Origin of the sequence: Oceanobacillus indicireducens (assembly GCF_014647195.1) — a bacterium.
Lineage (GTDB): Bacteria > Bacillota > Bacilli > Bacillales > Amphibacillaceae > Oceanobacillus > Oceanobacillus indicireducens.
Map to the genome: position 1 here is coordinate 1 of NZ_BMOS01000055.1, position 10,571 is coordinate 10,571.

The following is a 10,571-nucleotide window of genomic DNA, read 5'->3' on the forward strand; positions in this document are numbered from 1 at the left end:
TGGCTAGGATTTTGAAATAATATCACCGAGAACTATTTTACACATACCCCCTTCTACTGTAATTTACTACCCTGAAGTCAATGGTTTCGTACGGTTGGATCAGTTCAAGTGTAAATTCCACGCTGTTCCTTAAATTCGTTTTTCCCAAGTCATTCAAACTTGTCTCTGCCGTCTGAAAGCTTATCATTCCTAGTGCTGCTAAAGGAACGATGGTTAACAATATGGACATGCTAATTAACTTTGCCCGAATTGACTTGTTGATAAAAAACCTTTTCATTGTAATAGCCTCTTTTCTATAGTTTCCTGCAATCCTTTTTTACAAAAACGGGCATGCATACCTTTTTCGACAATAAACTCCAAATTTCGACATTTATATTAAAACTTTCCCATTTATGAATGAATGCATGATGAGAAGACGAGGTAATCAATCCCGCGCGCCCGTTTCTACGATGCAGGAATTGGCCTCCGGATCAGAAACACAGGCAGATCGCGTGAGTGAACTAGCATCTGCTATGAATTCTTTTACAACGAAAGTCATGGATGCAAATGAAAAAGGAGCATATAACACAGATAACAGAAAACCTTTCCGACATTACGGCAAACACCCAAGAAATGAACGGAACAATTGAAGAGATTGCTTCCATATCAGAAGAATCTGCAGCGGGAATTGAAGAAACCGCTGCATCCTCGCAGCAAGCAAGCAGTTCAATGGAGGAAATAGCGGGAAGTTCCGAACAGCTGGCAAAAACTGCTGAGGAACTGAATGATATTGTACAACGATTTAAATTATAGAAGTATTGGATTATAGGGGATGAACGAGGATTGAGTAATATTGCATTTATACATGATAACAGTTTGTATATGAAGGGAATCGTTCATATTCTGAACGAAGAGATACCAGAACATACCTTTCATTTATATAATTATAAAGAGGTACTTTCAGGGGAAACAAGGATTCATTATTACACGGATTTGTTAATTCTTGAATTAAACACTCAAACGAGTCAGGATGAAATCTATGAAAAATATCAAAACAGAAATATTAAAATGGCAGTTTGGACATTTTCAGAAGTCCATCGAGAACAAATCGCAGACTTAATGAAAAAAGGCATTGATGGTTATTTTTATGGTGACCTTGACCTAAACCAATTCCAATCAGCCATTCTCGATATTTTAAAAGGGAATAAATATATTCATACGTATTTTTCATCTATGATTCTTCATGAATATGCACGGATAACGAATCAATCCGTGACGAGGCCTTCTGATTTACTGACCAATAGAGAATGGGAAGTTTTGGAGGGGATGTCCAAAGGCTGGCAAAATGAGGAAATCGCAAATCAATATAGCATTTCTGATAAGACAGTGAAAAATCATGTATCTTCCATTATAAAAAAATTGAAGGTGAAAAATCGGATGCACGCTGTACTTGCTGCAATACGAAATAATTGGGTGAGTGTGTAAGTTGCTGCTTTCTACACAAAAAATCGACAAAAGACGAAGAGGATCAACATGTGATTCTTTTCGTCTTTATGCTGTCTATGAGTTTTTGTTCTAGATAGGTCAGGTGATGGTTGTAATACCTAAGCTTTACAACTTTGCTTGGGGGAATACTGCGAAAACCCTCCTCTTACATGCAATAATTATTACCTCTTATTTTATAAAGTAAAACTTCAACCAGTGGGAGTTTTACGGACGGTTACACCGGGATAAAAACCAAATCAAAAAAAGTCTTGATTATTTTTGATATAACGCTTGGCTTGCTTCATCAGTTTCTTATACTTTCCCCTGCACGAATCATTTCTCTGCCGCATCAGACAGTGTACGAGGAATAAGCGAGTACAAAAAATGTAACATAATAAAACTAACAATCCCCACAACATTTGCTGCAAGGTCTATTAATTCAGCACCACGTCCAAAAAACGGCTGCACGAATTCAATGACAAATCCATATAAAAATGCGAGTAAAAATACCATTCTCATATTTTTAATCACTTGCCGCAGCAGTGCTGCCAATGCAAAAAACAGGAAAAAATGACCCGCAAACTCGATATGGCTGAATTCTCCATGAAAGAAGTTGAGCCAGCTTGGTTCTTGGCTAAGCTGGAATTGCACATCACCTGCGAATACTGCAAAAGCGGGCGTGGAACACAGCAATACGAATATTACAATCAACCAAGTAAATACAATAAATAACATAGGCACTGCCCTTTCTTTTTCTATTGTATATCATAGTATTGCCGACTGACACAAGTTTAATAACCTTTGGGGCAATATAAAAGTCTAGTGGTAGGAATGAGTTATTTTGATAGTGTCTTGGTCCTTTACCTACGATAGGGGTCTAATTATAATATCTATTGGTTTGACCAATAACAAAACGGAAATCGGTAAGGAGCTATTGTTTGTCATGATGACTTCGACCACAGCTATACCCTCCATTTTAAACTTCATGCTTTGATATTTCACAGCAGTATCGACACCATTATATGACTTTAAGATCCAACTTCTATTTCCATTTTCCAATTGCAAATTTTTACGTTTGGTCGGCTTCTCCAATAGTTTGTACTCTTCACGAAAACAAAAAGGGAGCTTGACTTTAACGCCCAGCTCCCTCTTCATCTTGATTTCAGTTATTTGATAGGAACGCATCCCTAGCCTTCAGCTAATCAATCCAAATTTAATATCTGCTGAGTTCGCAATCTCAGAAATTCAATCTTCCACCCGTTTTATTATCCTGGCAGGCACCCCGCCTACTACCAAATTATCCGGCACATCTTTCGTAACTATCGCACCTGAAGCGATGACAACATTATTCCCTATCGTTACGCCGGGGTTTATTATTGTATTTCCGCCAACCCATACATTATCTCCAATAGAGATTGGCTTGGCATATTCTTTTCCTGAATTACGTTCGGTTGGACCAAGTGGATGGGTTGCTGTATAAATATGCACACCAGGACCGAGCATACAATTATCTCCAAATCGTACTTCACAGACATCTAAAATGGTACAGTCAAAGTTTGCGAAGAAGTTATCTCCTACATATGTATTAAATCCATAGTCAAATCGGATATTTGGTTCCATATAGACATTTTCTCCCACAGATCCAAGTAAATCCATTAATAATGGTGTGCGTTTTTCCTCTTCCGTTTCCAGAGTTTGATTATATATTCTAACCTTGCGCCTAGCTTCTTCACGTTTCTTTAATAAGACTGGGTCAGAAGGATTATAACCCCCCCAGCTAACATCTTCTCCGCTTCTGTTTTTATAAGAAAGTAGCACCTGCCTTTTTGAATTATGGCATTTTAAGAATTAAGAAATACTTACTTCTTCAATAGATGCTAAAGCTGTTAATGAACCTACTTTTGTACATACTTCCGCGCTGAGATAATTTGCAAAGCGGGTTACTTCTTTTAAATAGTTAAAATCAGAAACTGAAATCGCTTTTTCTTCGTTTAGCCTATTTGAAAACTGATAAAGTACTGCTCCAACAAAGGCATCCCCCGCACCGGTTGTATCAATTGCTTCTATACTTTTACTCGGAACAACTTCATATTTTTCTCCATTTGATATAATCGAGCCTTCTTCACCAATTGTAACAGCAACTATTTTTGCTCCGAATTGATGAAGTTTAGCTATTCCATTGGAAACTTCATCCTCATTTGTCAAAATAACTAATTCTTCATCACTTACTTTAACAAAGTCCGTATAAGCCAGGATTTCCCTTGACAATCCTATAAATTCGTTTTCATTTCCTTTCCATAAATCCTCTCGGAAGTTTGGATCAAATGAGATGAATTTCTTTTCATTATAAGCTCTTTTAATCAGGGAAAAATACGTCTCTCTTAGCGGTGCTTCCAGTAAAGCAGTGGCTGAACCAAAGTGAATGACCTTCGATTCCATTACATCGGTAAGGGAGAAATCTGTCATCCTAAGATTTTTATCCGCTCCACGATAAAATTGAAAGTCACGTTCGCCCCCCGTTACCAAGGAAACAAGTGCCATCGTGGTTGGTAGACTTTTATCTCTTACCACCATCGAAGTATCTACTTGGTAATCTTCCAACGTTTCGACTAAAAAATCACCAAAACTGTCATTTCCAACTTTTCCTATCATCGAGGCTTTTCCACCCAGTCTAGCAATCGTTGCAGAGACATTAGCGGGTGCACCACCTGCCATTTTTTTGAAGTTATCCCCATCTTTTAAACTTACATCTACATCGATACAATACATGTCTATTAATAGCTCTCCGATACAAGCTACATTAATTCCTGTCATTGTGCCACCTCATTTTATATGAAATAGAAGCCTATATATAATAGCGCTTTCCTTTTTTTACGGATATCATATACCCGTTGTTCCATTCAGTAGTAATCATTTATGATACTTTTTCTACAATTGATTTTGCTTGGCTCAGCTCCCCTTTTCATACGCTTAGATATTTCATCCTTCTTCACTAAAGGTAATCGATTACGTATGTACTACGATATACTAATAAGTTTAAAAATGTCAAATTCATTTCATGAAAGTCCAATTCTATTCAGCTCTCTCTTCCAGTATATTTTCCATGAATAATTTTGCTAAATGTTAGGCTTGTCTATCAAACCATTGTTTCATTTATTAAGTTGTCATTGACTTTTTCTTAAGAACCGTTTAACATATAATGTAATCGATTACGTAAACGATTACCTTTTATTTTACTATAAATAAGAAAATGGAGGGAAGACATGCATACTTATAAAAACAGTAAGTACTGGTTTTCATCAGGTTATTTATTCCTATTCTTTGTCACTTGGTCCATCTGGTGGTCCTTTTATGCAATTTGGCTAAATAACACCCTCGATTTGAGTGGTACACAAGTTGGAACCATATACTCTTTAAATTCATTTTTCGCCTTGCTGTTCATGTTATTTTATGGGGTCACCCAAGACAAATTAGGAACGAAAAAGCATTTAGTATGGTTCCAAAGCATTGTTCTAGTTTTCATCGGACCTTTTCTCATTTATGTATATGAACCATTACTAATTTCTAACTTTTACTTAGGTGCTATATTGGGTTCGATTTATCTAGGTCTAGGTTTCATTGCGGGGGCCGGGTTTTTAGAATCGTATACGGAAAAGATTAGTAGAAAATACAACTTTGAATTCGGTAAGGCAAGAATGTGGGGATCTCTAGGTTACGCAGTCGCTGCATTTGGTGCTGGGACACTGCTAAGTATCAATCCGCATCTTAACTTCTGGCTCGCTTCTGCTGCTGGAGTTCTGTTCTTTATATTAAACTGTTTCTTTAAGATAGATGTATCAGAAAAAGAAGAGAAAGAAACAAGTAATCTTTCAAAAGAAGACATCATCGGACTTTTTAAAAATAAAGTATTTTGGTTTCTAGTTATTTTCTTATTTGGTACCGTCTGTATCTACACTGTATATGATCAGCAATTATTCCCTGTATATTTTGTAGAACTCTTTGCTGATCAGGCAACAGGTAACCAAGTTTATGGTTATTTGAATTCCTTCCAAGTATTTGTGGAAGCGTTGTTTTTATTCCTTGCACCGTCTATTGTCAGTAAAGTCGGGGTGAAGCGATCCTTATTACTAGCTGGTGGGGTTATGTTCTTTCGCATCGTAGGTTCCGCCTATGTGTCAAGTGGAATTGGGATTTCATTTATGAAAATGCTTCATGCGGTTGAAGTTCCGCTTCTTTTGATTGCTTCATTTAAGTACATTGGCCTGCATTTTGATTCAAGATTATCCGCAACAGTGTATCTTGTTGGATTTAAAGTTTCGAGTGAGATTGGAGTTATTGTATTCTCAACACTTGTAGGTCGTTTATATGATCTGACAAGTTATGAAACCACTTTCTATGTATTAGGATCAATTGTCGCATTGTTTGTTATTACAGCAATGTTTACGCTCAGCAAGGATAAAAAGGCTATTTCAGGTAATAGAGAAACTGATTTGTATCATAATATAAGTTAGGAGAGATTTTATAATGAATAATCATGAGAGACAAATTGAGAAAGCAAATACATTTATAAAAGAAAATTCGAATCAAAAAGAAAGGGATTACCAACCTACTTATCATTTTACTGCTCCGGTTGGCTGGTTGAATGACCCAAATGGTTTAATTCAGCATAAAGGTATCTATCATTTATTCTATCAATTTCATCCTTACTCGGCGGATTGGGGACCGATGCATTGGGGGCATGCAACCAGCAGTGATTTAGTTCATTGGGAACATCAACCCGTAGCACTTGCTCCTTCAGAGGACTATGATTTAGGTAATCCTGGCGAAGGGTATGGCTGCTTCTCCGGTAGCGCTGTAGTAAAAGACGGTGATTTATTCCTCTTATACACAGGACATATTGATAGCAAAAATCCAAAAGAAGTACAATGTCTAGCGACAACACAAGATGGAATACACTTTGAGAAACATCCTAATAATCCTATTATAGATAAACCACCGCATTCATTGAGTAATGATTTTCGTGATCCTAAGGTATGGTCATATGAAGATACATGGTATATGGTAGTTGGTACCAGTCACAATGGGGATGGTGCAGCAGCTTTATTTCAATCAGATGATTTAATAAACTGGGAGTATTGTGGCCCAGTTGCTAAAAGTGATGGTACTTTAGGGGATATGTGGGAGTGTCCTGACCTATTCCCCATCCAAAATAAACATGCGCTAATTTTCTCACCTATGAAAGATGAGGGGCATGGTAAAGCTCTGATTCAAATCGGAGATATGGATTACGACACCAAACGTTTTACAAAAGATTATGATGTGGAAATTGATCAAGGATTTGATCTTTATGCACCTCAAACATTTCTTGATGAAAAAGGGCGTCGTATTTTAATTGCTTGGATGGATCATTGGGCCTCTAAATTCCCAACAAAAGAAGAAGGTTGGGCCGGGGCGATGACGATACCAAGAGAAATAAAATTAAACAATGAAGGTAACGTTCGGTTCCAACCAGTAGAAGAATTAAAGATGTTACGAGCAAAAGAAGAACAATATCATGAATTGAACTTTACGAAGTCGTTTTCACCTGAGACAAAAGGTCAGTCTATCGAAATCAAATCAAGTTTTGATCTTTCTACGACAAACAGTGAAACATTCGGATTAAAAGTTTTAAAATCGGATGACGGGGAAGAATTTACTGAAATAAAATACGATGCCAAGACAAGTAAAGTCACTGTTGATTTAAACAAGGCAGGACATGTTTCAGGTATTGCATCAGCAGAGGTAGAACCAAGTGAAGAATTGTTGCTTCATATTTATATTGACCGATGTTCCGTGGAATTATTTATTAACAATGGAGAAAAGGTTATTACAAACAGAGTATATCCAAAAAACACAAGCAATCAAATTGAGTTTTTCGGGGAAGAAAATGTAGCTGTGAAAGAACTCAATGTATGGGAACTAAAAAAGTAAATATTTAGTTGATAAGAGCAGACAGTCTATAACCTTGAACTGTCTGCTTTCTTTATGTGGATCCTCGTTCTATTAGCATGGGTTGTAAAACAACCTTTTTCATCTTTTTATCAGGAGATTGAATTCGTGAAAGAATCATATGAGCTGCCTCTATTCCCATTTCATATGCCGGCTGGTCCACTACGGTCAATGGAGGAGAAACAATTCTTGTCCATTCAAAGTTATCGAATACAATGACAGCAATATCGTCCGGAATAGTTATCTTATTTTCAATAAAATAATAGATGATTCCTGTAGCTACCTCATTGTTCGCTATAAATATAGCGTCTAAATCATGTAATAGGAGTTGAGCAGCCATTTCATAACCGCTTTCATATGTAGGTTCTCCAATAAATACAATATTTTCTACATCAGGTTCATCTTTTTGAGCATCTTGATATCCAGCTAATCGTTGTTTTGCTGTACTTATCGTTAAATTCGCACCAGCGTAACCAATGCGTTTATAACCCTTTTTCTTTAAATATTTTATTGCATCATAGACGCCTTGATAGGAATCAATAGATACGGAATCTCGTTGGTTTTCTTCTGGTATTCGATCAATTAAAACAAGAGGATGATCCTTAAGAATATGTTTCTCAAGTGTTTGATACTCACTGTAAGTAGATGCAAGAATAATGCCATCCGTAATTTGGTCATTTAGTAGTTGTAACTGTTCTATTTCTTGCTTTAAATCTTCCTTGGAATTACTAATAATTAAGTGATAACCGTATTCTCTAAGGGTCTCTTCTATTCCTTCTGCAATGGACATAAAAAAGCTCTTTGACGTATCTTCTTTTCGGAATGGAATGATAAGACCGATTGTGTATGTTTTTGCACTTCTTAAACTACGAGCTGCATGATTTGGACGATAATTTAATTCCTCCATTGCCTGTAAAACCCGTACAGTTGTCTCCTCCGACACATACCTGGTTTTATTAATTACATGAGAAACAGTAGCAGTTGAGACACCTGCCGCTCGTGCAACATCCTTAATTTTAGGCTGAGACAACGAATGCTCACCCCTTTCTGGTAGCCATTTTCGTATTTTTGTCTAACAAAGATGATATAATTATTATATCATATTAATGAATTTCATAATACGTATTTAATGCTTCACCATCACCATATGTAGTTGAGTTGGTTCGTTCCCAACTACATATGGTGATGGAAAAGCCGACTTTGGTAATTATGAAATTCATTCATATATAAGAAATTTTCTTCTATAATGAATCCATTTCAGAAAAGCAATAACACTATTTCTAGAACGCTCGATTCACTTAGCTTTGTTAACAGTGCGAATAGAAGTTTTGACTAACTGTACACGTCCATTTTATTCCTTTAAATTTCACCGTCATTCATCTAACAAGAACTACAAGCAATTTCCCAGAAGTATAGGACACTCCCACCATATCCTCCATTATCAAAACAACACGTACCCAACTCAAAAACACGATCCACCCCATTGACTGAATCCTTTCTAGACCCATCCTTATTTCAAAAGCAATTTACTCCGAGTCTCCCGATCTCCTTCTCTATCGCTCAGCACGTTTCACTACTTCTCATCCAGGGAAAAAGCTAAACAAAGATAATGAAAAGGAGTTGGTACCATGAACATGTATACCGACAACTGCCGATATACTTAATGTAACAAGAATGGATAGTCCAACCACTACGCCTAGCATAATGTTCCCATAAAAGAGAAGGATCAAGATGGTAATGAGCATCATACAAATCAATCCGATTAAAAAGCCGGTTGAAAATTCTTTCCTCATCATGCGCCATAAATCTTTCATATCAATTGTTCCGAGTGCAAGTCCTCTAACAGAAACTGCCAGGGATTGCGTGCCGACGTTTCCTCCCGAATCCATCAACATCGGCATAAAAGCTGCTAGGACGACAACGGATTCTAATGTTTCTTCAAATTGCCCGATCACCCCACTTGTAATCATCCCCGCGAACATGAGAAAAATGATCCACGGAGCACGTTTTTTTGCTGCTGTAAAAGCACTCGTATCTGTTTCCGTTGCATCTTTCACCGTTGAGAATTCACCAAAGCTTTTAGTCGTTTGCAGTTCAATGATATCCATGCATCATCCACTGTAATAATTCCCAGCAGGCGATTTTGCTCTGTTACGACGGGAACAGCCAGTAAGTCGTATTTCTGAATAATTTTCCCGACATCTTCTTGTCCCATGTCTGCCAGAACAGAGACAATATGTTGATGCATCATATCCTCGACTGCATCAGTGGGATCAGCCATAATTAATTTTTTTAAAGAGACAACGCCCTTTAAATACCCTTTCCTATCTATTACATACGTATAGTAAACAATTTCAGCATCAGAGCCTTCTCTCCTAATTTTGGCTAACACGTCTTCTGCGGTTTCTTCCGGAAAAGCGGTGATATATTCATCGGTCCTCACCGCTCCCGCAGTTTCCAAATCATAATCCAAGATCATCTGGATTTTCCCTGCTTTTTCCTTTTCCATCTTATCCAAAATATGCTTCGCTTCCGCTTGATTAATCCGTTTCAAAAAGTTTACCGTATCGTCTGTAAACATATGATTGAACATTTCCGAGGAATACTCATCCGACAATTCTTCGATACAAACTTGCTGATGAATAAAATACAAGCCAGAGAAAATGACTGCAAACTCTTTCGGCTCCAAAAACATATACACTCTTTCCCGTCCCTCTTTATCCAACGTAATGAAAATATCTACTTGATCGGATGGGTGAAGTTCTAAATAGCTTTCACGAAATTCTTCTTTATTATTTTCATATAAAGCATTTATTATATTTTTCGTATATCTTTCTCTATTTTGTTTATCTAATCGAAACATAAGCGCTCCTCCTCACAAACCCAATTCCTGAATTATGTAACCGGCTCTAGCCTCCTTATTCAATTACACCGATAAAGAGGTTTCTCGTTCCCTTTTTCAACTACCCTTTTTTTAAATTCTCACACGTTTTTAAACGCGTTTACCGGAGGCGGAGATCAAATATAAAAGCTCCTATTTCATTCGATCTCCCTACACTAGTAGATTAAATGCGGATCAAGAAAATATTTTAGTTGTCCAAGCTGATGTTACAAACGAA

The 10,571-nt window shown here is 37.1% G+C and carries 10 protein-coding genes and 1 pseudogene; 4 read left to right on the forward strand and 7 right to left on the reverse strand.

The window, feature by feature from the left end:
• Nucleotides 1–37: 37 nt before the first annotated feature.
• Entirely contained in the window at nt 38–277 is a 240-nt protein-coding gene (locus IEX94_RS18780) for a hypothetical protein (protein WP_188859702.1), read from the reverse strand.
• A 269-nt stretch (nt 278–546) separates the two neighbouring features.
• Here IEX94_RS18780 and IEX94_RS18790 point away from each other — a divergent pair, with 269 nt between their 5' ends.
• Both IEX94_RS18790 and IEX94_RS18795 read left to right on the forward strand, forming a co-directional pair.
• The gene (locus tag IEX94_RS18790) at nt 547–792 is read left to right on the forward strand and encodes a hypothetical protein (protein ID WP_194461824.1); all 246 of its coding nucleotides are present in this window, start codon (nt 547–549) and stop codon (nt 790–792) included.
• A 30-nt stretch (nt 793–822) separates the two neighbouring features.
• Entirely contained in the window at nt 823–1,464 is a 642-nt protein-coding gene (locus IEX94_RS18795) for a response regulator transcription factor (protein WP_188859708.1), read from the forward strand.
• 333 nt (nt 1,465–1,797) lie between these two features.
• Here the strand turns inward: IEX94_RS18795 and IEX94_RS18800 are convergent, their stop codons facing one another.
• The 3 genes and pseudogenes from IEX94_RS18800 to IEX94_RS18810 all read right to left on the reverse strand — a co-directional run bounded on the left by IEX94_RS18800 (nt 1,798) and on the right by IEX94_RS18810 (nt 4,278).
• Nucleotides 1,798–2,199, reverse strand: coding sequence for a VanZ family protein (locus IEX94_RS18800; protein ID WP_188859711.1), 402 nt, complete (start codon nt 2,197–2,199; stop codon nt 1,798–1,800).
• Nucleotides 2,200–2,709: 510 nt separating this feature from the next.
• Nucleotides 2,710–3,269: pseudogene (locus tag IEX94_RS18805) on the reverse strand (sugar O-acetyltransferase).
• 43 nt (nt 3,270–3,312) lie between these two features.
• Nucleotides 3,313–4,278, reverse strand: a complete 966-nt coding sequence (locus tag IEX94_RS18810; protein ID WP_188859716.1) for a carbohydrate kinase family protein — start codon at nt 4,276–4,278, stop codon at nt 3,313–3,315.
• A 449-nt stretch (nt 4,279–4,727) separates the two neighbouring features.
• Here IEX94_RS18810 and IEX94_RS18815 point away from each other — a divergent pair, with 449 nt between their 5' ends.
• Both IEX94_RS18815 and IEX94_RS18820 read left to right on the forward strand, forming a co-directional pair.
• Entirely contained in the window at nt 4,728–5,975 is a 1,248-nt protein-coding gene (locus IEX94_RS18815) for an MFS transporter (RefSeq protein WP_188859718.1), read from the forward strand.
• A 13-nt stretch (nt 5,976–5,988) separates the two neighbouring features.
• Nucleotides 5,989–7,434, forward strand: coding sequence for a glycoside hydrolase family 32 protein (locus IEX94_RS18820; RefSeq protein WP_188859720.1), 1,446 nt, complete (start codon nt 5,989–5,991; stop codon nt 7,432–7,434).
• 52 nt (nt 7,435–7,486) lie between these two features.
• On the opposite strand, the gene IEX94_RS18825 is transcribed toward IEX94_RS18820, so the two are convergent.
• The 3 genes from IEX94_RS18825 to IEX94_RS18835 form a co-directional block, all read right to left on the reverse strand.
• Nucleotides 7,487–8,482, reverse strand: a complete 996-nt coding sequence (locus IEX94_RS18825) for a LacI family DNA-binding transcriptional regulator (protein ID WP_229782805.1) — start codon at nt 8,480–8,482, stop codon at nt 7,487–7,489.
• Nucleotides 8,483–9,032: 550 nt separating this feature from the next.
• Nucleotides 9,033–9,560 (reverse strand): magnesium transporter, encoded by a 528-nt coding sequence (locus IEX94_RS18830; RefSeq protein ID WP_188859722.1) that lies wholly within the window; start codon nt 9,558–9,560, stop codon nt 9,033–9,035.
• On the reverse strand, nt 9,506–10,315 hold the full coding sequence (locus IEX94_RS18835; RefSeq protein WP_188859725.1) for a magnesium transporter: 810 nt from the start codon (nt 10,313–10,315) through the stop codon (nt 9,506–9,508). Before IEX94_RS18835 ends, IEX94_RS18830 begins: the two co-directional genes overlap by 55 nt.
• Nucleotides 10,316–10,571 lie beyond the last annotated feature (256 nt).

Excerpts from the sequence above, each read along its gene's own strand:
- IEX94_RS18780 (WP_188859702.1), bottom strand. The coding sequence starts at position 277 with ATGAAAAGGTTTTTTATCAACAAGTCAATTCGGGCAAAGTTAATTAGC.
- IEX94_RS18790 (WP_194461824.1), top strand. The coding sequence starts at position 547 with ATGAAAAAGGAGCATATAACACAGATAACAGAAAACCTTTCCGACATT.
- IEX94_RS18800 (WP_188859711.1), bottom strand. The coding sequence starts at position 2,199 with ATGTTATTTATTGTATTTACTTGGTTGATTGTAATATTCGTATTGCTG.
- IEX94_RS18810 (WP_188859716.1), bottom strand. The coding sequence starts at position 4,278 with ATGACAGGAATTAATGTAGCTTGTATCGGAGAGCTATTAATAGACATG.
- IEX94_RS18815 (WP_188859718.1), top strand. The coding sequence starts at position 4,728 with ATGCATACTTATAAAAACAGTAAGTACTGGTTTTCATCAGGTTATTTA.
- IEX94_RS18820 (WP_188859720.1), top strand. The coding sequence starts at position 5,989 with ATGAATAATCATGAGAGACAAATTGAGAAAGCAAATACATTTATAAAA.
- IEX94_RS18830 (WP_188859722.1), bottom strand. The coding sequence starts at position 9,560 with ATGGATATCATTGAACTGCAAACGACTAAAAGCTTTGGTGAATTCTCA.
- IEX94_RS18835 (WP_188859725.1), bottom strand. The coding sequence starts at position 10,315 with ATGTTTCGATTAGATAAACAAAATAGAGAAAGATATACGAAAAATATA.